The following is a 24,057-nucleotide window of genomic DNA, read 5'->3' as shown; positions in this document are numbered from 1 at the left end:
CAATGTTAGGATCGTATAGGCTTTTATTAGGGAACACGATCCGGAGGAGCGCTTTATGCAGCCAATGTTCGAAGCCGTCGCGGCGCGGGGCAAGTCCCGGGGCCGTTTTAGTTTGTTTGCCAAAATGAACAGCCTGATCGCGATTTTGTTTTTGCCTATCATTCTCGCCTATACGTATTCGAACGACGTGACTTTCCATGTGGTGAGCCGCGAACTTCAGACGTCGAGCGCGCGGCAGTTGACGTTTCTGTCCAGCCAGATCGATTCGCGCGTCAATCAGATGATGGATTTCAGCCTGACGTTTTCCAAAGATCCGAACGCCCGGGACTTCAACGGACTGAATCTGTGGGGCGGACGTTACGACCGGATGCAGACCCGCTACGCGATTCAGGAAAAAATGATGCTGCAATCCGGCGTGACCGATATTTGGCCGGCGCGCTACGCGCTGCATTCGCAGCAAAATCACCAGGTCATCGCCAATTACGATCGCCGGGGCGAGTACAGCGAAGACTACCTCAAGCGCAACATGAGCGGCAAATGGATCTACGGCGACGAAGGCAGCGGGCAGCCGCCGTACTTCTATTGGTTCTACACCGATTCGCTCGGCGAGCAGGGACTGCTGACCGGCAGCAGCCTCGTCGTCGAAGCGAGCTTCAGCTCGGACAATATCCGCAACATGCTCGACACGTACAAAGCCGGCGGGCAGGGCGATCCTTTTTATTACCGCAAAGGCGATCTGCCGATTCTGAACCGCAGCGCGGACCGGACGCTGTCGTCGGAGTTGATCGCGTATCTGGACGTGCATCCGCTGGAGCGGACCGCGCAGCGCATCGTCGAACTGCGCGGCCAGGATTATCTCGTCAGCTCGGTCGGTTCCGCGTATCTGGACGGTCAGCTGATCGATGTGGTGCCGCTCGGCCAGGTGCTCGGCCCGATCTCGTCCAGCCGCAATTTGTTCTATTTGTCGATCGCGCTGCTGCTGCTGCTCGGCGTGTCCGCGTCCGTCCTGCTGTACCGCAACGTGCAGCGCCCGATCCGCAAACTGATGAACGGGCTGCTGCGCGTGCAAAGCGGCGATTACACGGTGCGGCTGCATGCCCGGAACCGGAACGAATTCTCGTTCGTGTTCGAACGTTTCAACGACATGTCGCAGCGGATACAGGACTTGATCGAAAATGTGTTCAACGAGAAGATCCGGGCCCGGGAAGCGACGCTCAAACAGCTGCAGGCCCAGATCAATCCGCATTTTCTGTACAACTGCCTCGGCTATATCATCAATATGGCGCAGATGAAAGACGAAGAAGCGGTCGTGTCGATGGCGTTTAATCTCAGTGCCTACTACCGGTACACGACGCGCATGGAAAAAGAAATCGCCCCGCTGGAAGAAGAAGTGCGGCTGCTCGTCAACTATCTGGATATCCAGAAGCTGCGCAACGGCAGGATCGATTATGTGATCGATCTGCCGGAAGAGCTGCGCCGGCAGGACATTCCGCGATTGATGCTGCAGCCGATCGTCGAGAACGCGGTCATACACGGCGTCGCCAAATCGTACGCTTCGGGCGAGATCCGCATTACCGGACAGTCGGAAGACGGCTTCTGCGTGATCGTCATCGACGACGACGGGCCGGGCCTGAGCCCGGAAGAGTACGAAGCGCTTAACCGGAAAATGGACGAAGAACTGCAAGAAGAGATGGGCTGCGGGCTGTGGAATACGCATCAGCGGATCGCCCATCAATTCGGCAGCCGGTCGGGGCTGCGGTTCGGTCCGTCTCCGGCCGGCGGATTCCGCACCGAGATCCGTTGGGCCATTCCCGAGCGGCCGGAACTTCAGACCTCCGAACCGCTTATGCCGATCGTGCCGATTCCCGGCAATCGAAACGTTTGAAATAAGCTCGAATCATCGCAAATATCGTCACAATCGCAAGTCTATCCACAATCGCAAGCCTATCCGCCATCATGAGCAAGAAGGAGCGAACCCTCATGCAATTACTGATCGTCGACGACGAAATCCACTGGGTCGACAATCTGTCGATGAACAAACCGTGGCACACGCTCGGGATCGAGCAGGTGCACAAAGCCTATTCCGCCCGCGAAGCGCTGGAACTGATCGATACGTATCCGATCGATATCGTCATCTCGGACATTCTCATGCCGGAGATGAACGGGATCGAATTGATCGAGAAGATCCGCAAGCGGGACCGCAAGATCAAATGCATCATGCTGTCCGGTCATTCGGACTTCGAATTCGCCAAGCAGGCGATGCGCAACAGCGTGGTCGATTATTTGCTCAAGCCGCCCGGCGACGCCGAACTGCTCGGAGCGGTCGGCACGGCGATCGAGCAGTTGAACGCCGAATGGGAAATGGTCAGCTCGCTGGAGCGGACGAATTATGCGCTGCGCGAAAACCTGCCGCTGCTGCGCGGGCGCCTGCTGCTCGATGCGCTCGACGGGCAGCGGATGCCGGCCGACGAGTGGGAGCGCAAGCTGCACAATTACGGCCTGCCGTTTACGGTCGGGCCGAGCGCGCTGCTGCTCGTGCGGATGGAAGAAGAATTCGGCAAATACCGGCATAACGGCCAGCCGCTGATCGAATACGCGATCATCAATATGGCCGAGGAAGTGATGGGCGAATTTCTGGAAGTGTGGGGGGTCAAAGAGGAACACGGCTATCTGGCGTTCCTGCTTCAGTTCAAGCCGGAAGCGCCGCCGGAACGCGACGGGCTGCTGGAGAAACTGTCGATCCAGCTGCAGTCCAAAGTCAAACAGTTCCTCAAAGGCTCGCTGTCGATCGTCATGACCGACCTGTTCCGGTTTCCGGAAGAGCTGCCCGACGCTTTTCGCCGGGCCGCCGCCTATTTCCGCCAAATCGTCGGGGACGAGCGGGAATTCGTCATGCGGCTCAGCGAGCCGGCCGGCCCGTCGCAGCAGGGCGCGCTGCGCTCGCTGTACCTGCCGCCTTCGCTGGAGAACCTGCTGGAAGCGGGACGCTGGGACGAAGCCGAAGAGAAACTGCAGGCGATCTGCGGCGAGCTGGACGACAGCTGGTCGGAATCGTGGGAACACTGCATGGAAGCCGGATTTTTGATCGCGGCGGCGTATACCAATCTGGCGCACCGGGGCGGACGGACGCTCGAAAGCCTGCTCGGCAGCGAAATGGAGCCGCTGCAGCGGGGTGAAGCGTTCGCTTCGATCGCGCGGCTGCGTAAATGGTCGCTCGAAGCGCTGCGCGCCGTCAAAGAAGGCACGTCGAGCGAAGTCAAAGACAATCGTTCGCTCTACGTGCGCAAAGTGCAGGCTTTTGCCGACAAAAACCTGCATCTCGACGTCTCGCTGCGCGCGCTGGCCGACCACGTAAATTTGCATCCGACGCATTTGTCCAAAATTTACAAAATCGAAACGGGCGAAGGCATCAGCGATTACGTCTCCAATCTGCGGATGGAACGCGCTTCCCACAAGCTGAAGTCGACAGACAAAAAAGTGTACGAGATCGGACTGGAGATCGGCTACATGGACCCGGCGTATTTTATCAAAGTGTTCAAGCGCCATTTCGGCATGACGCCGCAGGACTATCGCGACTCCGGCAAATAACGTGACAAAATCCTATCCGGCCTAACAAACTCATATAGATGCCTTCCCCGGAAAGTTGGTAAAGTAACGAGTGTAAGCTAGAGGTGTACAAGTTAACGGGGGGGATTAAGCAATGAGAAAAATACGGAATGCTTGGAAAATCCTTGCGGTCGCCAGTCTGTTCACGGTCAGCGCGTGCAGCGGGGCTTCGGATAGCGGCTCCAAAACGGACGGCGCGGCAGTCGAATCGGAAACGGCGACAGCGGCGTTCGCGGCCGGCAAATACGATCCGCCGATCGAGATCAGCAGCGTGCTCATGCCGAAGAAATACGTGCAGGGCGACACCAAAGAAAACAATGTCCACGACCGGTGGATGTTGGAGACGCTGGGTATCAAACACAAAGACACGTGGTACCCGGCCAACGACGACCAGTACAGACAGAAGCTTCAGCTTGCCGTCGCTTCCGGGGAGAAACTGCCCGACTTCGTGCCGGTGCCGACCAATCCGGTACTGACGAACCAACTGATCGAATCGGGACAGTTTATGCCGATCGACGAACTGTTCGACAAATACGCCAACCAGATCCTCAAAGACCACTCGGCCGAACATCCCGAGCTGTGGTATCCGTTCACCAAAGACGGCAAAAAGTACAACATGCCGATTCTGGAGTATACGGACAACGACAACACCGAACTGTGGCTGCGTGAAGACTGGATGGAAAAGCTGAACCTGGAGGCGCCGAAAACGATCGCCGACCTGGAAGTCATCATGGACAAATTCAAAAACGAGAATCCCGACGGCTTGTCTCCGGACAAAGTGTTCCCGCTGGCGATCTCGCTCAAGAACAACACGAACACCTGGATGGGTTCGCTCGACTGGCTGTTCGGCGCTTACGGCACGATCGAAGAACAGTGGAACAAAGACGCGGACGGCAACCTGGAATACGGCTCCATCAATCCGGGTTCCAAAGAAGCGCTTGCGAAGCTGCAGGAATGGATGAACAAAGGCTATATCCACGCCGATTCCGCACTGTGGGACGAGTCCAAAGCGGCCGAGAGCTGGACCAAAGGCACGGCGGGCATTCTGCCCGGCGCGAACTGGGTACCGGACTGGCCGGCTCCCGATCTGCTCAAAGCGGTACCGGGTTCCAAGTATAAAGCGTATCCGGTCCCTGCCGGACCGGACGGCAAGATCGGTACGAAATGGCAAAACTCCGGCGTCAACGCGAGTATCATGATCAACAAAGACGCGGCGCACCCGGAAGCCATTTTCCTGTACTACAACTACCTGCTCGACAACCTCGCGAACCCGAAAGCGGGCAGCGAATACGAATACGGCTTTGCCAAAGGTTATGACTGGGACGTTATCGACGGCAAATCGACCAGCGACAAAGAAAAGATTCCGAACTTCTCCAACGAATTCCCGTTCCTGACCGGCCCGGCGCGTATTCCGGATCTGTACATGAAGACGCTCGTCAAGCTGGCGGACGGCGAAGAGGCGGTAACGCCTTACGAGAAGCAGATGGCCGAATTCCGCAAACCGGAAAACTGGCAGGCGGCCAAAGTCGTCATGTCCCAACAGGACGTCCGCAAACAGAACTACTTCACCGGAGCGGCTACGCCGACCATGATCTCGAAGTGGAATCTGCTGCGCCAGTCCGAAATGGAGACGTTCAACAAAATCATCTACGGCAAACTTCCGGTAGACGCGTTCGACGAATTCGTCGCCAGCTGGAAATCCAACGGCGGCGAGCAGATCACGCAGGAAGTCAACGACTGGTACAAGTCGGTCTCGTCGGCGCAGTAACAAGTACGCCGAACCTGCCGACTCCACCGCGCACCACACGCAAGGCCGAAGATCGCAGCCGCGATTTTCGGCCTTTTTTTGCCGTCTTAACGTCTGCCAGAAGACTCGGTCATGTACAATGAAGTCGACGAAAAGGATGCCGAAACGGCCGAAAAGCGGCGGCGTCCCCGATATTTGCACAAGAATTGCAAAAAGGTTCGCCAAAGATGCAGGGGCACCGGCGGGGCGGCGCGTCTATTCGGCGGGAAAGGGGGAGAGCACGATTGACGAACAGGAATTGATCCGCGGTATTCTGCGCGGCGACCGCGACGCGTTTCGCGAACTCGTCGACACGTACAGGCAGCACGTATTTCGCGTCGCCTTCTCGGTACTGCGCAGCGAGAAGGATGCCGAAGACGTCGCGCAGGAAGTATTTATCCAGATTCATAAATCGCTCCCCGATTATCGTTCCCAAGGATTCAAGACGTGGATTTCGCGCATCGCGACGAACAAGGCGATCGATTTCAAGCGCAAGCAGAAGCGGCGACGCGAAGATCTGTACGATTCGGAACCGGCTCTGCTGCGGATCGTGTCGGGAGACGAAGCGCCGCTTGCCAAAATGCTGCGCGAGGAGCAGTCGGAAGAAATGCGCAGGCGTCTGGCCGACATGCCGAGAGGTCATCGCGATGTCATCGAAGCTTTTTATTTTGAAGGCAAAAACTACGAACAAATCTCGGCGGAAATGCACGTTACGGTCAAGACCGTCGAATCGAAATTGTACCGGGCGCGAATGTGGATTCGTCAGCACTGGCAGGAGGAGGAATGGCGATGAGCGAGTTGGAACGTTACGGACCGCAGGAATGGATGCGCTACGTGCGGGGCACGCTGGCCGAGCCAATGAGGGAACGCCTGGAGCATTTGCTGGAGCAGGGCGACGAGCAGGCTTTCGGCCAATATCTGGCGGCGCTCGAAAACGTTGGCGGAGAGCTGCCCGGCCTTGCCGACGAAGAAGCGTTCAGCGAACGGGTCATGGCCTTGATTCCGGAACGCGCCGACGAACAGGGAAGCCAAGGCTATTTCGGCCGCAAATGGAGAGAGCCGATCGTGCTCTATACGGTAGCGGCCGCCGCCGCGCTGCTGCTGACGTTCACCGGCACGTTCGACCGGATCGGCGAGCAGGCATCCAAAGCGGCGGACGAAGCGGGAAAAGTATCGTACAGCCAACGGCTGACGGACGGAGCGTCGACGTGGCTGGGCGGCTTCAAAGCGAAAGGGGAAAGCGACCATGAATCGACTACGAAGTAAACTGGCGGCGCTGCTGCTGAACCTGGTACCGGGTCTCGGCCATGTATATTGGGGCAACCGCTCCCGGGGATTTATCTACTTTTTGCTTCCGCTGTTTATGCTGATCGGCGGAGGGTTGCTTGCGGCGATTACAGAAAGCGACGCGCCAATGGCGTTAGGCATAGCGGGAACCTGCCTGGTCTGGTTCATCAGCATGTTCGACATGCTGGTCGCCGTGCTCAGCCGGCCGCTCGGGCCGGATGCGCCGCCCGGTTATTACGCTCATGCGTCTTCCGCTCCGAGACATCCGGGCTATGCGGATGATCCGTACGGCGCTTACCGTTCGGGCGAACCCGGCGCACCGCGGACGGCGGACAGGGAAGAAGAGCCGCGGGCCGGATTCGGGCCGGGCGAAGATGCCGGTTATCCGACGTACCCGCCTTACCCGCCGATCGGAGACGGGCGCATGCTGCGCGAACCGAACTATTTTTCCGACGTGCAGCGGTTCTGTACCGTCATCTTGAGCTTCGTGCCGGGACTCGGCCATTTGTACATGGGCCTGGTGCAGCGGGGAGTTTCGTTTCTGGCCGCCTTTTTCGGACTGACGACGGCGCTCGTCTTCCTGAGTATTTTCACCGGCGAAGAAACGTTTCTGATGTTTCTCGGCGTGCTGCCGATCATCTGGATCTACGGGATGTTCGATGCGGTCCAACTGGCCGGACGCAAAAGCCGCGGCGAGCAGCTGCGCGACTTTTCGCTGATCGAACGCTGGGACATGGGGCGCGACGGCAGCGGGAAAAGCCGGACGATGGGCCTGCTGCTTGCGATCGTGCCGGGCGCGGCGCATATGTATCTGGGTCTTATGAAGCGCGGGGCGCAGCTGATGATTCTGTTCTTCGGCAGCATCTACATCCTCGACGTGCTCGGCTTGTCGATCTTCCTGTTCCTCGTGCCGCTCATTTGGTTCTATGCGTTTTTCGACGCTTTGCAGCAGGTCGGGCGCTACGGCCGGGAACCGCTGGTCGACAAGCCGCTGCTGGACAACTTCGAAGCGAACCGCGGCTGGCTCGGCGTGCTGCTGGTGGCGCTGGGGCTGTATTACGTACTCAAAACGCTCGTGATGCCGTTTATCGACCTGTATCTGCCGACGCTCGGATTCCTGCATCAACTGGAACCGTATATCCGCAACGCCGTCGTGGCGCTGCTGCTGATCGGCGGCGGCTTCAAGCTGATGAAGACGGGGCGCCGGGCGAGAGCCTGAACGCGGAAGAACGTGCAGGAGCAAGAGCAAGAACAAGCAAGCTGCCTATCACGTTAAAAGCCCGTCCGTTTTCGGAGTACGCTCCGGAAACGGACGGGCTTTTGCGTTCATGTCGTTCATATCGTTCATATGGTTCATATCGTGTCAGGGAACGGTTCCGGCACCGGAGACTTCAGTTCGACTCCGCGTTCGGCAGTTGGCTCTCCAGCTCCCGGCCCATTTCGGCCGAGCGCTCCGAGCAGCGCTGCGCGGCCCGGATCAGGGCACCGTGAAAATCGCTTTCGTCAAGCTTGGCGATCGCCGCCTGGGTCGCACCGTTCGGCGAAGTGACTTTGCGGCGCAGTTCGGCCGGTTCTTCGCCGGTCTGGCGCACCATTTGGGCGGCGCCGAGGACGGTCTGGACCGTCATCTCGCGCGCTTGTTCGGGCGTAAGACCGCCGAGCTCGGCCGCTTCGATCAGCGCCTCCATCAGGTAGTAGACGTAGGCCGGACCGCTGCCGGAGATGCCGGTCAGGGCGTCGATCTTGTCTTCTTCGGTCTCGACGACGACGCCGACCGCTTCGAACAGCAGGCGGGCGGTGCGGCGCTGCGCTTCGGACAAGCCGTCCGAGAAGCTGACGCCCGTCACGCCCAGGCCGATCGAACTCGACGTATTGGGCATCGTGCGGACGATAGGCTGCTCGGGACGGTTCAGCAGGCGGCGCAGCGTGTCGATCGACAAGCCGGCGATCATGGACACGATCAGCGTACGCGGGCCGACCAGCGTCCCGAGCTGCCGCAGCGCTTCGGCGGCGTCTTTGGGCTTCATCGCGAGAATGACGACCGGGAAGGTGCGCAGCACCTGCTCTTTCTCGGCCGGGTCCTGCGTGCCGGGCGTGCCGTAGCGCTGCCGAAGCTGGTCGAGCTTCGATTGGTCGCTCCGGTTCAGGAACGTGATCTGTTCGGGTGCGATCACCGCGCGGGCGATCAGGCCCCGGGCGACGGCTTCCGCCATCGAACCGGCTCCGAAAAAGCAAACGCGGTCTTCGATCAGCATGCGGGTCTGGGTCATGGGAAATTCATCCTTTCGCTTCTGGGAAAATGGGGTGGAGCGTATGCTCGCGATCAAAGCGGCCGCAGAGTCGCGGCGGCTTACGGGCGAATCTGGCCGGTGCCGTAGATCCGGTATTTGGACGAAGTCAGCGCCGGGAGGCCCATCGGCCCGCGGGCGTGCAGCTTTTGCGTGCTGATCCCGATCTCGGCGCCGAAGCCGAACTCGAAGCCGTCGGTGAACCGGGTGGACGCATTGTGGTATACGGCGGCCGCGTCCACTTCGTTCAGGAAGCGGACAGCGTTGACCTCGTCTTCTGTCACGATGCACTCGGAGTGCTTCGTGCCGAAGCGGGAAATATGGGCGACCGCTTCGTCCACGCCGTCCACGATTTTGATATTCAGAATATAGTCGTTATATTCCGTACCGTATTCTTCGTCGGCAGCGGGCTTCGCTTCCGGCAGCAGGGCGCGGGTCCGCTCGTCGCCGCGCAGTTCGACCTTGAGCCGCAGCAGCTCGTCCGCAAGAGATCGCAGCTCGCGCTGCGCGAAGTCCGCATGGACGATCAGCGTCTCCATCGAATTGCAGACCGAAGGACGCTGCACTTTGGCGTTGATCGCAATCTCGGCGGCCATCTTGGCGTCCGCCGAAGCGTCGAGATACGTATGGCAGACGCCGGCGCCCGTCTCGATGACCGGCACTGTCGCATTGCGCACGACGTTGTCGATCAGCGAACGGCCTCCGCGCGGGATGATGACGTCGAGCAGCCCGTTCAGCTTCAGCATCTCGTCGACCGAAGAACGCGACGCGTCTTCGATCACCTGAAGCGCTTCGGGTGGCAGCGCCGTGCCGGCCAGCGCCGCGCGCAGCACTTCGGCAATACGCCGGTTGGTGGACAAGGCGGCCGAACCGCCGCGCAGCACGACCGCGTTGCCGGTCTTCAGGCAAAGCGCCGCCGCATCGACCGTGACGTTCGGGCGCGCTTCGTACACAATGCCGATAACGCCGAGCGGCACGCTGACTTTCTCGATCCGCAGCCCGTTCGGGCGCTCGATCGTCTCCAGCACGGTGCCTGTCGGGTCCGGCAGGTCCGCGACGAGCTTGAGCGCGTCGGCGATCGACGCGATCCGCGCTTCGCTCAGCATGAGCCGGTCGAGCAGCGATTCGCTCGTGCCGTTTGCGCGTCCGCGCTCCAGATCTTCGCGGTTCGCTTCGATCAGCGAAGCCGCTTCCGCGTTCAACGCGTCGGCCATCGCGAGCAGGGCCGCATTTTTCTCGTCGGTGGACAGCGAAGCCATCCGTCGCGCGGCGGAGCCGGCCAGAATCGCTTTGGCGCGCACTTCGCTCTGCACCGCGCCGCCTGCGGCCGTGGAATTGGCCGTTTGTCCGTTTTGTTCGATCGGTGATTGATTCATATGGCAATCCTCCCTTTACTGGTATGCGTTATGGGTGTGTGTATGGGTATGCGTATGGCTAGGCGTTATTCGGTCCCGGCTCAGCCGAGCGAGATCCATTCGTCGCGATGGATCGCTTCGAGCCGGTGCAGGCCGTTCAGCGTCTCCAGCACCCGGGGTCCCGGCCATCCGCAGACGCGCTGCAGGTCTTCCATGTCGTAGTTGACGACGCCGCGTCCGACGACGTCGCCGTCCGGGCCGCGCACTTCGACGACGTCGCCCGCATGGAACTGTCCTTCGACGGCGGTGATGCCGACCGGCAGCAGGCTGCGGCCTTCTTCGGCGAGCGCGCGCTTGGCGCCGGCGTCGACGATCAGCGCGCCGAGCGGCCGGGACAAATACCCGAGCCACTGCTTTTTGACGGACATGGAAGAGAGCGTCGTCGTGAAATGCGTACCGCGGCCGCGGCCTTCCGCCGCGTCCGCCAGATCGCCGGTTTCGGTGGCGCGGCCGACGAATACCGGCACGCCTCCGCGCGTGGCGATCCGCGCCGCATCGAGCTTGGACCGCATGCCGCCGGTGCCGACGCTGCTTCCGCTGCCTCCGGCCATACGGTAAATATCGTCGCTGATTTCGCCGATCGCCTCGTATTTGATCGCGTTCGGGTCCTGCCGCGGATCGGCGCTGTACAAGCCGTCCGTATCGGTCAGGATGACGAGCCGCTCCGCTTTGACCAGATTGGCGACGAGCGCGGACAACGTATCGTTGTCGCCGAATTTCAGTTCGTCGACCGAGACCGTGTCGTTTTCGTTGAAGATCGGCAGAATGCCGCGTTCCAGCAGTTCCTCGATCGTCATGACCGCGCTGCCGATCCGTTTGCGGCTGTGAAAATCGGTGCGCGTCAGCAGGATTTGGGCCACCACATGGCCGTGGCCGGCCAGCGCTTCCTGGTAAGCGCGCATGAGCAGCGCCTGACCGACAGCGGCCGAAGCCTGCTTTTCGTACAGCTTTTTGGGCCGCTCGGGATAGCCGATCGCCCGAAAGCCGGCCGCGACCGCTCCGGAGGTGACGAGCAGCGGCTGAACGCCGCGCCGGTACAGTTCCGCCAGTTCGCCGGCGAAGTACGCAATCGCTTCGCGGTTCAATCCGCCCCGGCTTCCCGTCAGCGAGCTGCTGCCTATTTTGACTACGATCCGTTTTTGCATAAATATCTCCTTCTTTCTGCGGGCAGCGTACCAAAAAAGCTTCCGTCCAGGCGCAGCTTATGCTGCGCGAAGGACGAAAGCCCGATCTGTGCTTCCGCGGTACCACCTTGATTGACGGCCGAAGCCGTCCCGCTCAACCCCCGATAACGGAAAGGGAACCGTCCGGGCTTGAGGCCCGGATCGCTCGGAGGTAGGATTCGGAAAAGTCCGACCGTGAATTCTCGCAGCCGAGGCGCGGCCTTCGGACACTCTCGCGCCCAAGCCGCACCTGTGGAATTCACTCTCTGAAAGGCGGATCTTCTCGTACTGGCCCCGTCATTGCGGCATGACATTTGGTTTTTCCTAGAATAGCACGCAGAACCCGGTTTGTAAAAGGCGGAATTTGCGCCGAGCGCAGCGTCGGCTCCGCATGCGGCGGTTCAGGAACGTTCGAGCCGCTGCATCGTGCTGCGCAGCGTGCCGATAAACGCTTCGGCCGCTTTGGACAGCGAACGGCCTTTGCGGTAAGCGATGACGAGCGTGCGGTAAGGCACCGGATCGGCGAGCGGGACGTAGACCGGCAGCAGCTCGCTGCGCCTCGACCGGGAGACGAACCGCGGCACGAGCGTGACGCCCATGCCGGCGGCGACGAGCGATTGCAGCGTCTCCATATTGCTGCTCTCGAACACGACCTGCGGCTCGTAGCCGGCTTCGCGGCACAGATCGAGCACCATTTTACGAAACCCTTGCCCCTGCTTCAAAATGATAAACGGTTCGTGCTCCAGCTCGCGCATCGTAATGCCCGCGGCGGGAGAACCTTCGGAGCGCAGCGCGAGCGGATGGTTCGGGGGAACGGCCAGGTCGATCGGTTCGTCGGCAATCCATTCATAGTCGAGCGTCGGTTCGCCAAGCGGCAGCGACAGCAGACTGATGTCCGTTTTGCCGCCCGCGGTCAGCCGTTCCAGATTTTGCGACGTGTCTTCGAGCAGCGTCACGTCGATACCGGGGTAGCCATCCCGAAACGCCGGCAGCACGTGCGGAAGCAGGTGGGAGCCGGTTGTCGGCATGCTGCCGACGGTGATCCGCCCTTTGCGCAGCTGCGAAATGTCTTCCATCTCGACCCGCAGCAGATCCATTTCGTCGACGATCCGCTGCGCGCGCTTCATGAACTCGCGTCCCGCGTGCGTCAGCTGGACCGTGCTCGTGTTGCGCTGGAACAGCAGCACGCCGAGTTCTTTTTCCAGTTTGGAGAGCTGCTGGCTGAGCGAAGGCTGGGCGATATGCAGCTTCTCGGCCGCCCGCGAAAAATTGCGCTCGGCGGCGATCATGAGCGCGTATTGAAGCTGTCTCAATTCCATGTGGGGGAAGTCTCCTTCATTGTGTACGTTCGCGTCCATTCGCGTAAGCGGACAGTCTTTCGTTTTATTTTACAGGGAGATTCTCTTCTGCGTATATAGGTAAAACCTATCAGTATTATAGTTATTATATCTTGGAACAATGAGACAACTCCATGTTATATTTAACCCACTAACAAAACCTGGCCTCGGGAATCGCGAAAGTGGCCGGTTTGAATCCAGCAGCGGGGTGAAGAAGATGAGTAAAAAAACGATGTACGAAAAGATTTGGGACAATCACGTTATTCATCAAGAAGAAGGCAAGCCGGCCATCATCTATATCGATCTTCATTTGGTCCACGAAGTCACGTCGCCGCAGGCGTTCGAAGGATTGCGTCTGAGCAACCGCCAAGTCCGCCGTCCGGACCGCACGTTCGCGACGATGGATCACAACGTGCCGACGACCGACCGCTTCAATATCAAAGACCCGATCTCCAAGCAGCAGATTGACACACTGTCGCAAAACTGCAAAGACTTCGGCGTCAAACTGTTCGACCTCGACACGATCGACCAGGGCGTCGTACACGTCATGGGACCGGAGCTGGGCCTGACCCATCCGGGCAAAACGATCGTCTGCGGCGACAGCCACACGTCCACGCACGGCGCGTTCGGCGCGTTGTCGTTCGGTATCGGCACAAGCGAAGTGGAGCATGTGCTCGCTACCCAGTGTTTGCAGCAGGGCAAATCCAAGACGATGGAAGTGCGCTTCGTCGGCAGCCGCAAGCCGGGCGTCACGGCCAAGGACATGATTCTGGGCGTTATCGCCAAGTACGGCACGGACTTCGCGACGGGCTACGTGCTGGAATATACGGGCGAGTCGATCCGCAGCCTGACGATGGAAGAGCGCATGACGGTCTGCAACATGTCGATCGAAGGCGGAGCGAGAGCGGGACTGATCGCGCCGGACGAGACGACGTTCGAGCATATCCGCGGACGCCAATACGCGCCGCAGGGCGAAGCGTTCGAGACGGCGGTAGCCGATTGGAAGCAGCTCGTGACGGACGAAGGCGCGCAGTATGACCGCGTCGTCGAATTCGACGTCGATTCCCTTATTCCGCAGGTGACCTGGGGCACAAGCCCGGGCATGGGCGCGGACATCGATTCGGTCGTGCCGAATCCGGCCGACTTTACGACGGAGAACGAACGCCGGGCCGCTGAAAAAGCGCTGGAATATATGGACCTCGTGCCGGGTACGCGCATGTCCGATATTCCGATCGACTACGTGTTTATCGGTTCCTGCACGAACGGCCGCATCGAAGATCTGCGCGCCGCCGCCGAAATCGCCAAAGGCTACAAAGTCGCGGACCAGGTCACGGCGATCGTTGTCCCGGGTTCGGGCCGCGTCAAGCTGCAGGCCGAAGAAGAAGGACTGGACGTCGTTTTCCGCGAAGCGGGCTTCGAATGGCGCGAAGCGGGCTGCAGCATGTGTCTGGCGATGAATCCGGACGTGCTCCAGCCGGGGCAGCGCTGCGCTTCGACTTCGAACCGCAACTTCGAAGGCCGTCAGGGCCGCGGAGGACGGACACATCTCGTCTCGCCGGCCATGGCCGCCGCTGCGGCGATCGAAGGACATTTCACCGACGTACGCGATTGGACGTTCAAGACCGAAGTCGTCAGCTGACCAAATCTCCGGAAAGAAGGGATCTCGCATGGAAGAATTCAAACAATTAAACGGACTCGTCGCCCCGGTGGATCGGGTCAACGTCGACACGGACGCCATCATTCCCAAGCAGTTTCTCAAGCGCATCGAACGGACGGGCTTCGGCCAGTTTCTGTTTTTCGAATGGCGTTTCGCCGAATCCGGCGAAGTGAATACCGAATTCGAAATGAACAAACCGCGTTACACGGGAGCGGAAGTGCTGATCTCGCGGGCCAACTTCGGCTGCGGATCGTCCCGTGAACATGCACCGTGGGCGATACTGGACTACGGATTCCGCGTCGTGATCGCGCCGTCGTTCGCCGATATTTTCTACAACAACTGCTTCAAGAACGGCATTCTGCCGATCCAGCTGTCCGAAGAACAGGTGCAGGATCTGTTCGCCCGCACGGCCGAGCACGAAGGTTATCGCCTGAACGTCAATCTCGAAGAGAAGACGCTCACCGACGCTTACGGTCTGCGTATCGATTTCGATCTGGACGAACATCGCCGCCAGTTCCTGCTTCAGGGCCTGGACGATATCGGCTTGACGCTGCAGCACGAATCTTCGATCTCCGAATACGAAGCGAAGCGGGCCGAACGGACTTACGTGTAACGCCAGGGCCGTTCGCGGCACGCAGCAGAACGCGGCAGCACCGTCAGCACCGATAAGAACAGAAGCAGCAGCGCCGTTTGGCCTTAGGGCCGGCGGCGCTTTTCGGCGTGGTCGGGCAGGATGCAATCAAGTGTCAATTAAGCGTAAATTTCAAAAGGCTGGCCGGCGTCGGCAAAGTCTGCTAGACTGGTGTGTATTGATAATGATTATCAACGTTGAGTCTAGAGAACGAACAAGTCAGAACGAAGAAGTCAGGAGAATGAACATGAACAAAAAGCAAAACACAAGATGGGCCGCCGCCGCGCTGCTCGGCCTGGGGCTGCTCGCCGGCTGCGGCTCCGATTCGAAGCCGGCGGCATCGGAAGCGTCGGCGCCGGTGTCCGGTTCCGCGATCCGGCTGACCGGCACGTCGGGAGACGTGGACCTGGCCAAGCCGGCGGCCCGGGTCGCGGCGCTGGAATGGTCGTTCGCGGGCGACCTGCTCGCGCTCGGCGTGACGCCGGTCGGCATTGCCGACGACGGCAAAGCCGCCGCGATGCGCAAGCTCAACGGCGGGCAGCCGCTCGATTATGCCCCGCTCGGGGAAAGGTCCGCACCGGACATCGAAGCGATCCTGGCCAGCGCGCCGGACTTGATTCTGGGCGATACCGATCGCCATACCGCCATTGTGGACAAATTGCGGGCCGTCGCCCCGACGCTGATCCTGAACAGCCGCAAAGGCTCGTACGACGACAGCCTCGGCGATTTCCGCCGGATCGCGGCCGCGGTCGGACGGGACGCGGAAGGCGAAGCGCGGCTGAAGCAGCATGCCGAAGCGATGGAGCTGCTGCAAGCAAAAGCGGAAAAACTGCCGGTTCGCAAAGTGTTGATCGGCGTCGCCCGCAAAGACGGCCTGAACGCGCACAGCGCGTTTTCGTACGCGGGTCAGGTGATGCAGCGGATCGGGCTGGACAACGTGGCGAGCGGCAGCGAGGAAGAACCGTACCCGGAACTCGGGCTCGAAGGCATCGTCGAAGCCGATCCCGACGCGATCTTTATCGCGACCGACGACGAAGTTCCGATTACCGACCAGTGGGCAAAGACGTCCGTGTGGCAAGGACTGCGCGCGGTCAAAGCGGGCCGCGTCTATGAAGTCGACCGCGACGTCTGGACCCGTTTCCGCGGCATTACGCCGGCGGAAAGTATCGCGGGTGAAGCGATTTCGCGGCTCGAATCCGGCGCTTCGCAGTAAGCGCGCAGGATCGATTACGACCCGGCGGCGTACCGGATAAGTCCCGCGCCGACCGAACGCCGGATTGCTGCGGGCGCCGCGCGGGAAAAGCGCAAAAAAAAGACGGAAGGTTTTTTTCGCAAAGCTCTAAGCTTCGCGCACCTTCCGTGCCGATACATAAGAAACAGCCGTCAACAGCCGAATCGAATTCGGAATTGATGACAGAATTGAAATAAAAGCCGCAACTTTCGAGAAAAGTCCGCGTCTAAGCTTAACGTGAGCACCTGTTGGGATGTCAATAGTTCGGAATCTTTCCGACCGCGTTTGGGAGCAAGCGCGGGAAGAAGGCAATTCCGGCGAAAAAAGCGAAAAAGTTAGAGGTGGATGTGAAGAATGAAAAAGTACGTGTTAACGACAGTAATGGCAGTCCTGATGCTGATGTTCTTGCTCCCGCATACGGGACAAGCGGCCTCGTCGGACACCCGAATCATGCTGGACAATCGAGAACTGGCCAATGCGGACGTCTTGACCGTGAGTCAGACGACGATGGTTCCGATCCGGGTCGTCTCCGAGGAACTGGGTTACAAGGTCGGATGGAACCAGGCGGCTCAGCAGGTTACTATCGGCAGCGGTGCGGATACCGTCGTACTCACCATTAACCAGAAAGCGGCTACGGCAAACGGAGCGATCGTGCCGCTTACGCAGCCGGCCATGGCCCAAAAAGAAACGACTTACGTTCCGCTGCGTTTCGTCAGCGCGCAGCTCGGTCTGCAGGTCAAATGGCAAAACGCGGCCAAGACCGTCTATCTGTTCACGCAGGGCAATCCCGCGGGCGGACAGGTGGGAGCGAATCCGGGCAGCACGGACGGAGGCACGGTCGTACCGGGCACGCCCGTAGAGACGCCGGTCACGCCTTCGGCGGCAGTCAAAGCGATCAGCTTCAGCGACAACCGCCTGATGATCTCGACCGACAAAGCGGTCATCGCCAAAGATTCGGTGCTGTCGGGTCCCGACCGCATTCTGGTCGAACTGCCGAACACGCGGTTCGGCAGCTCGATCGGCGGCAACCTCGCGGTCGGCGAGATCGGCACGATCTCCGCGTCCAACGCGGACAACGTGTCGCAGATCCGCTACTTCGTACCGAAAGGTTCGACAAACAGCGTGCAGGTCGTGATCGACCTCAAAAGCGCCAACAACTATAAGCTGTCGACCGAAGGCACTTCGCTGTTCGTCACGCTCGACAAAGTGACGGCGCCGATCACGGGCGTAGGCGGCAACGGCAAAAAAGTAATCGTGATCGATGCCGGACACGGCGATCACGACCCGGGCGCGGTCGGACCGACCGGCGTGCGGGAAAAAGACGTCAATCTCGGCCTGGCTCTCAAAGTCGCCGCCATTTTGAAAAAGAACCCGAACGTCGACATCGTCATGACGCGCAGCGACGATACGTTCCTGGAACTCAAAGAACGCGTTCGCGTCGCGAAAAACGTCAACGCCGACGTCTTCGTCTCGATCCATAACAACAGCGGTTCTTCGGCCGCAAGCGGCACCGAAACGTACTATCAGCGCGGAGACAGCAAAGCGCTTGCGACTACGCTGCACAAGTACATTCTGGCCGCTACCGGCTTCAAGGACCGCAAAGTGCAATACGGCAATTTCCACGTCATTCGCGAAACGACGATGCCGGCCGCCCTGCTGGAGATCGGCTTCGTGAGCAACGCCGCGGAAGCGGCCCAGCTCAGAACGGAAGAGTTCCAGCAGCGCGTGGCGGAAGCGATCGCCCGCGGCCTGACCGAATATCTGGGCGTGTAAAAGCCTGCAGCTTGCAAATAGTTACGATTCTTTCATATATTCGCCGCCGGCAGGAAAGCAAAACGCCGGCGGCGAATTGCTATGTTTAGCGCTATTTCGTTTGGACAAATCGGGAAGGGGATCAAATCATATGCAGCATTCCAAATCCAACCGGCGGCCTTCGGGCGCAAAGACCGGCAAAATCAACAAGGTGGTTCCGGCCGTTCTGGCCGTCATGATGGGAGCGGGCGGAGGCACGTTCGCTTTCGCGGCGGAGACGCCGGCGACGACTGCGGTACCGGCGGCTTCGGCACCGGCGGCAGCCGCGTCGAACGGGTTCGGCGACGTCAAGACCGGCTACTGGGCCGAGAAACATATTTACAAGCTTGCCGCGCAGGGCATCGTACTGGGCCAGAACGGCCAGTTCAAGCCGGGCGACAATATCACCCGCCAGGAAGCGATCACGATGGCGATCCGTTTCATCGGAGCGGGCAAAGAACTCGGCACGATCGAGACGGCGATCGTGCCGGACGGCTTGACCGTGAACAATTATTTCAAGCCGTACGTCGATCTCGCACTCGACAAAGGGCTGATCCGATCCGCGGAGGAAAAAGACGCCGACGGCAAAGCGTGGGGCACGCAGCCCGCAAGCCGCGAGTGGGTGACCCAGATTCTGGTGCGCGCGATCGGCAAGGAAGCCGAAGCGCTGTCTGCCGGCTCGACCTCTTTTGCCGATAACGCCGACATTTCCAAAAGCAGCGTAGGCTACGTCAGCACCGCTGTCAGCCTCGGTATCGCGCAGGGAATGGAGAACAACAAATTCAATCCGGCCGGTTCCGTGACGCGCGCCCAGATGGCGACGTTCTTCAGCCGGGCCGAAGCGCATATTACGCCTACATACGCGGGCATGACGACAGGCATCGTGACCGCTCTGAGCGCCAATTCCGTGACGCTGTACGCAAACGGCCAGAACGCGACGTACGCGCTGAACGCGTCCACGCCTTATTTTGCGGCCGGGTCCGAGACGCGGGTCCAGCCTTCCGAGTTGAAGCTGTACACCCGCGTGACGGTCGCCGGAGCGAACGCCCAGGCAGGCTACGTCGAGATCGTCGATCCGAAAGCGCAGGTCGAGACGCTGTCCGGCGAGTTCGACCGCTTGACGGGCACGAACACGCTGTTCCTCAAAACGGCGACGGATTACCCGAAATACGAATATGACGCGTCCACCGTGTTCCTCGACGCGAACGGCAGCCGGATCGAAGCGAAAAGTATCAGCGCCGGCAGCCGCGTGTCGCTGCTGCGCGAAACGTATTCCGGCCAGAACAAGATTCTGACCGTACAGGTGACGTCGGGCAACGTCAGCAAGACGGATACCGGAACGGTGGCGGCCGTGGACGCCGCGGCGGGAACGGTCACGTTTATCGGCTCGACCGGCCTGTCCGAAGTCTACAAGCTCGACCCGACGTCGATCATCCGCTACCGCAACGAGATTTTGGCCGCGTCGGACCTGAAAGTCGGCAGCCAAATCCGCTATGTGATCGAGAACAACGTCGTCCGTACCGTCGAAGTGACGCAGAGCGTGGAGCGTGCGTTGACGGCGCTGCTGTACCAGATCTCTTCGGACGGTTCGACGCTGACGTACAAGACGGATTCCGGCGCGCTCGAAGTCAAGCTGATCGCGTCCAAAGCGGAAGTGGTCGTCGGCGGCAAAAACGCCGCGCTGCAGGATCTGATCGCGGACAAAGCGCTGGGCGACCGCGTGGAATTGACGCTGAGCGGCAGCGGCGAAGTGACCCGGATCGTGGTCAAAGACCGCGAAGCGACGCAGCTGGCTTTCGCGGCGGTCAGTTCGTACGACGCGGCGACCGGCGTGCTGGCGGTCATCGACGCGGCGGGCAAGCCGTACGCCTTCACGGTGGACGCGACTACGAAGCTTGCCTATAACGCGCCTTCGCCGACGCTCAAAGGCATCGAGCCGCTGCTGATCAAAGGCCGCGGATTGAACCTGACCGCGGTCGGCAGCCGCCTGATCTCGCTGGAGATCGTCTACAAATACGAAGGCACGGTCGAGCGGGTCGATCCCGCTTCGATGATGCTGACGCTCAAGCTCGGCGACGGCACGAGCGTCAAGCTGCCTTACGGCTCGACCGGCACGGCCGTGCAGGCGTACGGCGTGAGCAACGCCACGATGAACAACGTCAAGCCGGGCGACCGGGTCACGGCTGCGCTGTACGCGGACCGCGTCGCGCTGCAGTCCGTCGCCGTCCAGACGACGAAGCAGTTCCGCGTGACCGGCACGACGCCGGGCAGCAGCCGCCTGAACGTCGAACAGGCCGGCGTATCGGCGAGCCTGTTCGTCGACAACCAGGCGATCGTCAACGTGCAAGGCGCGCAGATCGGCTATGCCGGACTTGCGAACGGCCAGCTCGTCGACGTGACGTTCAACGGTCCGGACGTGTCCAAAGTCCGTCTCGCCGACAGCGCGATCGGCACGATCCAGAGCGTCGACGGAGCTGCGCGCTCCGTGACGCTGCTGACTTCGACAGGAGCAACGCGCACGTATTCCGGCGCCGTCTCGCCGCTGAACGTCAACCAGAACGGTACGGTCGTGTCCGCCGCGGCGACGCTTGCGGCCGGCCAGCACGTGCAGGCGACCGTGCAGCCCGACGGCAGCACGTCGTTCACCGTTCTCCAGGCGCTCAGCAAAAGTTTCTGGAGATACGACGCTGCCGCGCAGGCGGTCTACGTCAAGATTACGCCGGGCTCGACGGAAAACAATATGTACAAGCTGGCGCCGGAAGCCTGGGTTCATCAGGGAGCGGCGAATATCAGCGTGCAATCGCTCGTCGGAGATGATAAAATCGTATTGTATCTGAATAACAACGTCGTGTATGAACTCGTGAAGCAATAGATTTCCGCCCGTCGAACCGTCGGGTACGGCCAAGCCGGTTCGGTGCGAACGCTATCGTTCGTACCGGCCGGTTTGTCTTTGGCATCGGATTGCGTTCACCGTTCGGAATCGCGACGCGGGAAAAGGATTGAGCCATGACAAACGCCAAAGTCAGACACATCCTGGATACGATTGCCGGCATGTATCCGGACGCGCGCTGCGAGCTGGATCACCGCAATGCGTTCGAACTGACGATCGCGGTGCTGCTGTCGGCCCAGTGCACGGATGTGACGGTCAATAAAGTGACGAAGGATCTGTTTGAAAAGTATCGGGCTCCGGCGGATTACGTCTCGGTGCCGCGCGAGGAACTGGAACAGGATATTCGCCGGATCGGGTTGTACCGGAACAAGGCGAAGCATATCCAGAGCCTGTGCCATCTGCTGATCGAGCAGTACGGCGGCGAAGTTCCGAGCGCGCACGACGAGCTGGTCAAGCTTCCCGGCGTCGGCCGCAAGACGGCCAACGTCGTCGTCTCCAACGCGTTCGACATGCCGGCGATCGCGGTCGATACGCATGTCGAACGGGTCTCCAAACGGCTCGGGCTTGCGGCGGAAGGCGATTCCGTGCTGGAAGTCGAGAAGAAGCTGATGAAAAAAGTGCCGAGGGAAGAATGGACGCTCACGCACCACCGTCTTATTTTTTTCGGCCGGTACCACTGCAAAGCCCAATCGCCCAATTGTCAGGTCTGCCCGCTGCTCGACGTATGCAAAGAAGGCAAAAAACGCATGAAAACGTCGACGGTACGCAGAACGCGCAAATCGGGTTGAACAGGCGACCTGCACACAGTTAGGCAAATCACACACAAAAGAGGATGGACAGTATGGAAAACATGAGATGCGTTACGGTATACACGAACGAGTTTGAGAAATTTTCGGATATTTTCGAGCAGGTGCTGATCAGCGACATCCCGGAAAACGACGATATGGAAATCGAAGGCGTAACGGTAGGCAGCGTCAGCGAGATTCCGGAAGAATACGTCGAGCAGATGCGCCTGAAGCCCGAAGTCGTCGTCATGCGCGACAAGAAACGCAACATCACGATTTTGCAGCACGGCAAAATTTTCGAAATTTTTATCCCAACCGTTTAAGATCGGCTTGAAAAAGCGGACACGGCATCGAACCTGGAGGAACATATGGCGGACACGACAATGAAATCCGGGGATCTGCACCAAAAACTAGAGCGGCTGCGTGCCGCTCTAGTTTTGTATGAAGATCCCGAAACGGCGGCCAAGATCGGCCAACTGGAACGAAAATGGAACGATCGCGAGCTGACGCTTGCTTTTCTCGGTCATTTCTCGGCCGGCAAGTCGAGTCTGATCAACGCGCTGTGCGGAGGGCCGCTGCTGCCGTCCGGCCCGCTTCCGACGACGGCCAATGCCGCGATTATCCGCAGCGGCGAGCGCCGGGCGGAGATTACGCTGCATCCGGCGGACGCTGCTTCGGAAGCGGCGTCCGCCGGTCTGCCGTCCGGCAGCGGCGAGCGCAAGCTCGTGCTGGCGCCGGAAGAAATGGAAGGCGCGCTCGCCCGCTACTGCAAAGACGGGGAAGCGTACGCCACGGTCGAAATCTGGGGCGATATTCCGCTGCTGCACGGCGGAGGCGCGTTCCTCGATACGCCGGGCGTCGACTCCACCGATGCGGCGCATGCTTCGGCGACCGACGCCGCGCTGCATTTGGCGGACGTCGTCTTCTACGTCATGGATTACAACCATGTCCAATCGGAGACGAATCTGGCATTTGCCAAAAGCTTGTCCGATCTCGGCAAGCCGCTCGTGCTGATCGTCAACCAGGTGGACAAGCACCGCGAGACGGAGCTGTCGTTTGCCCATTACCGGGAAACGGTCGAGCGCACGTTCTCCGATTGGCAGATTCAAACGGCGGACGTGCTCTATTTGTCCGTCAAGCGTCCGGATCATCCGCTCAGCGGATGGAACCGCTTCGTCGCGCTGATCGGCCGGCTGTTCGAAGAACGCGAACAGCTGCTCGAACGCGGCGTGCGTCTGGCGGCGCAGGATTTGCTGGACCGGCATCTGCTGCGCGAACGCGACGTTCGCCCGGGCGAAGCGGCAAGCCTGAGCGCCGAAGAGGAAGAAGTCGAATACGAAGCCGAAGCCAGCCTGCAAGCGCTTCAATCGCAGCAGAGCGAATTGGCCGATCGCGGGCGCAATTTGCGCGACCGGCTTATGCAAGAGATCGGCCGCACGCTCGACAATGCGCCGATCATGCCGGCTTCGCTGCGCGACCTGATCCAGCTCTATCTGGAAGCGTCGGCGCCGGGATTCCGTGCCGGCGGCTTGTTCGGCTCGAAAAAGCGGACCGAAAAAGAGCGCGAAGACCGGCTCGCCGCGGTCACTGCCGATTTCGCCGAGCGGGTGGAAGCGGGACTGGACGTGCATGTGCGCGAACGGCTGCGGGCTTTCGGACGGGAACTGGGCGTCTGGGACGCCGGGCAGGAGACGCGGCTGGAACAGGCGCTGCCGCGCGTCGAGGGCGGCTGGGTATCCGGCCTGCTCCGCGAAGACGTGCGGCTGTCGCCGGAATACGTCATGAATTTCTCCGGCGACCTGCGCGGCGAAGCGCTCGCCCGCTTCCGCCGGGCGTCGCTGGAGTTCGCCGACAGCCTGCTGGAAGATGCTGAGCCGCAGGGCGGGGAGCAGCTGGCGGAGATCAGCCGGCAGGTGCTCCAGGCGGCGGCGCTTGCGGGCAAAGCGCGGCTGCGCCGCGAAGTCCGCGAAGCGCTGGACCTGCGCGAGCAGGAACTCGCCGGGCTGCTCGGCAACGCCGACGGCCTGCCGGCGCTGCGCCTGCCGCAGCTGGACGAGCCGCAGGGCGAAGCCGGCCGCGGCGGAGAGCCGGTCGCAGCAGGCGGCGCGGCCGATACGGCGTCTGGGCCGGCGGCGGTCTCCGCGGCTGCAGCCGCTGCGTCAGCCCCGGAGACCGGGCTGACGCCTGCGC

At 60.6% G+C, this 24,057-nt stretch carries 18 protein-coding genes; 14 read left to right on the top strand and 4 right to left on the bottom strand.

The annotated features are described in order from the left end of the window. The first annotated feature begins 55 nt into the window (after nt 1-55). The 6 genes from FTE24_RS19790 (at nt 56) to FTE24_RS19765 (ending at nt 7,898) form a co-directional block, all read left to right on the top strand. Nucleotides 56-1,885, top strand: a complete 1,830-nt coding sequence (locus FTE24_RS19790) for a sensor histidine kinase (protein WP_237401858.1) — start codon at nt 56-58, stop codon at nt 1,883-1,885. A gap of 95 nt (nt 1,886-1,980) precedes the next feature. After that, a complete protein-coding gene (locus FTE24_RS19785) occupies nt 1,981-3,588 on the top strand; it encodes a response regulator transcription factor (protein ID WP_150229641.1) in 1,608 nt (535 codons plus the stop codon). Between the two features lie 112 nt (nt 3,589-3,700). Then, a complete protein-coding gene (locus tag FTE24_RS19780; RefSeq protein ID WP_150229639.1) occupies nt 3,701-5,374 on the top strand; it encodes an ABC transporter substrate-binding protein in 1,674 nt (557 codons plus the stop codon). A 277-nt stretch (nt 5,375-5,651) separates the two neighbouring features. Further along, complete coding sequence (locus tag FTE24_RS19775) at nt 5,652-6,185, top strand: RNA polymerase sigma factor (RefSeq protein ID WP_150230694.1); 534 nt, start codon at nt 5,652-5,654, stop codon at nt 6,183-6,185. After that, nucleotides 6,182-6,658 carry a hypothetical protein gene (locus FTE24_RS19770; protein WP_150229637.1) on the top strand — a complete coding sequence of 159 codons (477 nt, stop codon included), beginning with the start codon at nt 6,182-6,184 and terminating at the stop codon, nt 6,656-6,658. Before FTE24_RS19775 ends, FTE24_RS19770 begins: the two co-directional genes overlap by 4 nt. Beyond that, a complete protein-coding gene (locus FTE24_RS19765) occupies nt 6,639-7,898 on the top strand; it encodes a multi-tm2 domain protein (RefSeq protein WP_150229635.1) in 1,260 nt (419 codons plus the stop codon). Before FTE24_RS19770 ends, FTE24_RS19765 begins: the two co-directional genes overlap by 20 nt. Nucleotides 7,899-8,070: 172 nt before the next feature. Here FTE24_RS19765 and proC read toward each other — a convergent pair whose 3' ends face one another. From proC to FTE24_RS19745, 4 genes are all read right to left on the bottom strand, one after another. Further along, nucleotides 8,071-8,949 carry a pyrroline-5-carboxylate reductase gene (proC, locus tag FTE24_RS19760; RefSeq protein WP_150229633.1) on the bottom strand — a complete coding sequence of 293 codons (879 nt, stop codon included), beginning with the start codon at nt 8,947-8,949 and terminating at the stop codon, nt 8,071-8,073. Between the two features lie 80 nt (nt 8,950-9,029). After that, a complete protein-coding gene (locus tag FTE24_RS19755; RefSeq protein WP_150229630.1) occupies nt 9,030-10,343 on the bottom strand; it encodes a glutamate-5-semialdehyde dehydrogenase in 1,314 nt (437 codons plus the stop codon). Nucleotides 10,344-10,423: 80 nt separating this feature from the next. Next, the gene (gene proB, locus FTE24_RS19750) at nt 10,424-11,527 is read right to left on the bottom strand and encodes a glutamate 5-kinase (protein ID WP_150229628.1); all 1,104 of its coding nucleotides are present in this window, start codon (nt 11,525-11,527) and stop codon (nt 10,424-10,426) included. A 419-nt stretch (nt 11,528-11,946) separates the two neighbouring features. Continuing rightward, nucleotides 11,947-12,864, bottom strand: a complete 918-nt coding sequence (locus FTE24_RS19745; protein WP_150229626.1) for a LysR family transcriptional regulator — start codon at nt 12,862-12,864, stop codon at nt 11,947-11,949. A 235-nt stretch (nt 12,865-13,099) separates the two neighbouring features. Here FTE24_RS19745 and leuC point away from each other — a divergent pair, with 235 nt between their 5' ends. The 8 genes from leuC to FTE24_RS19705 all read left to right on the top strand — a co-directional run. Beyond that, the gene (gene leuC, locus FTE24_RS19740; protein ID WP_150229624.1) at nt 13,100-14,521 is read left to right on the top strand and encodes a 3-isopropylmalate dehydratase large subunit; all 1,422 of its coding nucleotides are present in this window, start codon (nt 13,100-13,102) and stop codon (nt 14,519-14,521) included. Nucleotides 14,522-14,549: 28 nt separating this feature from the next. Continuing rightward, nucleotides 14,550-15,152 carry a 3-isopropylmalate dehydratase small subunit gene (gene leuD, locus FTE24_RS19735; RefSeq protein ID WP_141445849.1) on the top strand — a complete coding sequence of 201 codons (603 nt, stop codon included), beginning with the start codon at nt 14,550-14,552 and terminating at the stop codon, nt 15,150-15,152. Between the two features lie 265 nt (nt 15,153-15,417). Then, nucleotides 15,418-16,383 carry an ABC transporter substrate-binding protein gene (locus FTE24_RS19730; protein ID WP_160441844.1) on the top strand — a complete coding sequence of 322 codons (966 nt, stop codon included), beginning with the start codon at nt 15,418-15,420 and terminating at the stop codon, nt 16,381-16,383. Nucleotides 16,384-16,851: 468 nt separating this feature from the next. Next, nucleotides 16,852-18,174 (top strand): N-acetylmuramoyl-L-alanine amidase, encoded by a 1,323-nt coding sequence (locus FTE24_RS19725; protein WP_160441843.1) that lies wholly within the window; start codon nt 16,852-16,854, stop codon nt 18,172-18,174. Nucleotides 18,175-18,304: 130 nt separating this feature from the next. Further along, nucleotides 18,305-21,064 carry an S-layer homology domain-containing protein gene (locus tag FTE24_RS19720; protein ID WP_150229619.1) on the top strand — a complete coding sequence of 920 codons (2,760 nt, stop codon included), beginning with the start codon at nt 18,305-18,307 and terminating at the stop codon, nt 21,062-21,064. A gap of 134 nt (nt 21,065-21,198) precedes the next feature. Continuing rightward, nucleotides 21,199-21,870, top strand: coding sequence for an endonuclease III (gene nth / locus FTE24_RS19715; RefSeq protein WP_141445845.1), 672 nt, complete (start codon nt 21,199-21,201; stop codon nt 21,868-21,870). A 62-nt stretch (nt 21,871-21,932) separates the two neighbouring features. Next, entirely contained in the window at nt 21,933-22,190 is a 258-nt protein-coding gene (locus FTE24_RS19710) for an NAD/NADP transhydrogenase alpha subunit (protein ID WP_141450240.1), read from the top strand. Between the two features lie 45 nt (nt 22,191-22,235). Further along, nucleotides 22,236-24,057 (top strand): dynamin family protein (locus FTE24_RS19705; protein WP_202111933.1); only part of this gene is annotated, 1,822 nt, incomplete at its 3' end.

Source organism: Saccharibacillus sp. WB 17 (assembly GCF_008634075.2).
In the GTDB taxonomy this organism is placed as follows: domain Bacteria; phylum Bacillota; class Bacilli; order Paenibacillales; family Paenibacillaceae; genus Saccharibacillus; species Saccharibacillus brassicae.
This window is presented reverse-complemented; position numbering and strand designations above follow the sequence as displayed.

Bases quoted from the DNA above. Each gene is read 5' to 3' on its own strand.
- leuD (WP_141445849.1), top strand. From the start codon at position 14,550: ATGGAAGAATTCAAACAATTAAACGGACTCGTCGCCCCGGTGGATCGG.
- FTE24_RS19765 (WP_150229635.1), top strand. From the start codon at position 6,639: ATGAATCGACTACGAAGTAAACTGGCGGCGCTGCTGCTGAACCTGGTA.
- FTE24_RS19790 (WP_237401858.1), top strand. From the start codon at position 56: ATGCAGCCAATGTTCGAAGCCGTCGCGGCGCGGGGCAAGTCCCGGGGC.
- FTE24_RS19730 (WP_160441844.1), top strand. From the start codon at position 15,418: ATGAACAAAAAGCAAAACACAAGATGGGCCGCCGCCGCGCTGCTCGGC.
- FTE24_RS19720 (WP_150229619.1), top strand. From the start codon at position 18,305: ATGCAGCATTCCAAATCCAACCGGCGGCCTTCGGGCGCAAAGACCGGC.
- FTE24_RS19785 (WP_150229641.1), top strand. From the start codon at position 1,981: ATGCAATTACTGATCGTCGACGACGAAATCCACTGGGTCGACAATCTG.
- FTE24_RS19745 (WP_150229626.1), bottom strand. From the start codon at position 12,864: ATGGAATTGAGACAGCTTCAATACGCGCTCATGATCGCCGCCGAGCGC.
- FTE24_RS19780 (WP_150229639.1), top strand. From the start codon at position 3,701: ATGAGAAAAATACGGAATGCTTGGAAAATCCTTGCGGTCGCCAGTCTG.
- FTE24_RS19725 (WP_160441843.1), top strand. From the start codon at position 16,852: ATGCTGGACAATCGAGAACTGGCCAATGCGGACGTCTTGACCGTGAGT.
- nth (WP_141445845.1), top strand. From the start codon at position 21,199: ATGACAAACGCCAAAGTCAGACACATCCTGGATACGATTGCCGGCATG.
- proB (WP_150229628.1), bottom strand. From the start codon at position 11,527: ATGCAAAAACGGATCGTAGTCAAAATAGGCAGCAGCTCGCTGACGGGA.
- FTE24_RS19770 (WP_150229637.1), top strand. From the start codon at position 6,182: ATGAGCGAGTTGGAACGTTACGGACCGCAGGAATGGATGCGCTACGTG.
- FTE24_RS19755 (WP_150229630.1), bottom strand. From the start codon at position 10,343: ATGAATCAATCACCGATCGAACAAAACGGACAAACGGCCAATTCCACG.
- leuC (WP_150229624.1), top strand. From the start codon at position 13,100: ATGAGTAAAAAAACGATGTACGAAAAGATTTGGGACAATCACGTTATT.
- FTE24_RS19710 (WP_141450240.1), top strand. From the start codon at position 21,933: ATGAGATGCGTTACGGTATACACGAACGAGTTTGAGAAATTTTCGGAT.
- proC (WP_150229633.1), bottom strand. From the start codon at position 8,949: ATGACCCAGACCCGCATGCTGATCGAAGACCGCGTTTGCTTTTTCGGA.